The sequence below is a fragment of the Alkalihalobacillus trypoxylicola genome (assembly GCF_001590785.1).
In the GTDB taxonomy this organism is placed as follows: domain Bacteria; phylum Bacillota; class Bacilli; order Bacillales; family Bacillaceae_D; genus Alkalihalobacillus; species Alkalihalobacillus trypoxylicola.
The window spans coordinates 46,869-49,041 of the sequence record NZ_LTAO01000010.1; the positions used below are offsets into that span (position 1 = coordinate 46,869).

The 2,173-nt window shown below is 55.4% G+C and carries 2 pseudogenes; both read left to right on the forward strand.

From position 1 onward, the window contains the following. Positions 1–495 (forward strand): annotated as a pseudogene (locus AZF04_RS06715) (BclA C-terminal domain-containing protein); the annotation flags it as partial. Between the two features lie 13 nt (positions 496–508). Continuing rightward, positions 509–2,173, forward strand: a pseudogene (locus AZF04_RS20960) (hypothetical protein); the annotation flags it as partial.

Consider the following 2,173-nt stretch of genomic DNA (forward strand, 5'->3'; position numbering starts at 1 on the left):
ACAGGAGTAGGAATCACCGGTCCAACAGGTGTCAATGGGATTACAGGAGCGACCGGAATCCAAGGTGTGACTGGAGCTACAGGAGCAGGATTAGAAGGAACCGTAGCATTTGATCCAGCAGCGGCACCAGGCTATCCAGTCGGTCAAGTGGTGGCATTTGAAGGAAGCGCCTATGTGGTCAATAGTGCACCGCCAACAGGAACACCGGGAACCTCAGGAGATTATACATTGTTAGCTGGCGCTGGTGCGACTGGAGTTACCGGATCAGCAGGTGTAACAGGAGCGACAGGCATACCAGGTCCAACTGGAGCAACAGGGGTAGGATTAGAAGGAGTGGTCATCTTTGATCCAGTAGCTGCGCCTAGCTATCCAGTTGGTCAAGTTGTCACGTTTGAAGGAAGCACCTATGTGGTCAATAGTGCACCACCAACGGGAACACCGGGAACGTCGCCAGATTACACATTGTTAGCAGCCGCTGGAGCGTGTCACGTTTGAAGGAAGCACCTATGTGGTCAATAGTGCACCACCAACGGGAACACCGGGAACGTCGCCAGATTACACATTGTTAGCAGCCGCTGGAGCGACAGGAATTACAGGACCAGCAGGAGTAACGGGAGCTACGGGTATCCCAGGCCCAACTGGAGCAACAGGAGTAGGAATCACCGGTCCAACAGGTGTCAATGGGATTACAGGAGCGACCGGAATCCAAGGTGTGACTGGAGCTACAGTGACTGGAGCTACAGGAGCAGGATTAGAAGGAATCGTAGCATTTGATCCAGCAGCGGCACCAGGCTATCCAGTCGGTCAAGTGGTGACATTTGAAGGAAGCACGTATGTAGTGAATAGTGCGCCACCAACGGGAACACCAGGAACCTCAGGAGATTATACATTGTTAGCTGGTGCTGGTGCGACAGGAGTTACGGGCCCAGCAGGAGTGACAGGACCAACAGGGACAGGAATCACTGGCCCAACAGGTGTCACTGGGATTACAGGAGCGACCGGAGTCCAAGGAGTAACGGGCCCAACAGGAACAGGGTTTGAGGGGGTTGTTGGATTTGATCCATTATCTGCACCTAATTATGAAGTGGGGCAAGTTGTAACATTTGGTGGAAGTGCCTATGTGGTAAATAGTGCACCCCCGGTAGGTGATCCAGGAACTTCTCCCGACTACACTGAAATAGCAACAGCGGGGGCTACGGGACCAACAGGACCAACAGGACCAACAGGACTAACAGGAATAACGGGACCTACTGGAGCAACAGGTGTCACTGGGGATACAGGTCCACAAGGTGTGACAGGTCCGCGTGGGGCAACAGGCTTTGCTGCTGGACCTCCAGGTCCGACAGGACCTCCTGGTGGGGCGACGGGAGCACAGGGACCGACAGGAGCAACAGGGATCGCAGGAATTACCGGACCGACAGGAGCAACAGGAATCGCAGGAATCACTGGACCGACAGGAGCYWCGGGGATCGCAGGAATCACTGGACCGACAGGAGTAACGGGAATMGCAGGAATCACTGGACCGACAGGAGCAACGGGAATAGCAGGAATTACCGGACCGACAGGAGTAACGGGAATAGCAGGAATCACTGGACCGACAGGAGCCACGGGGATCGCAGGAATTCGCGGGATAACGGGAGCACAAGGAATCCAAGGGATTCGAGGAGTAACGGGAGCGCAAGGAATCCAGGGAATCCGCGGAGTAACGGGAGCGCAAGGAATCCAAGGGGTTCGTGGAGTAACCGGAGCCCAAGGAATCCAGGGAATCCGCGGGGTAACGGGAGCACAAGGAATCCAAGGAATCCGAGGAATAACGGGAGCACAAGGAATCCAAGGAATCCGAGGAATAACGGGAGCACAAGGGATCCAGGGAATCCGAGGAGTAACGGGAGCACAAGGGATCCAGGGAATCCGAGGAGTAACGGGTGCCCAGGGAATCCAAGGGGTTCGAGGAGTAACGGGTGCCCAGGGAATCCARGGRATCCGAGGRGTAACSGGAGCGCAAGGAATCCAGGGAATCCGAGGAGTAACCGGAGCGCAAGGGATCCAGGGAATCCGAGGAGTGACAGGAGCGCAGGGAATACAAGGAATCCGAGGAGTAACGGGAGTACAAGGRATCCAGGGAATCCGAGGAGTAACGGGAGCGCAAGGAATTCAAGGAATCCGAGGAGTA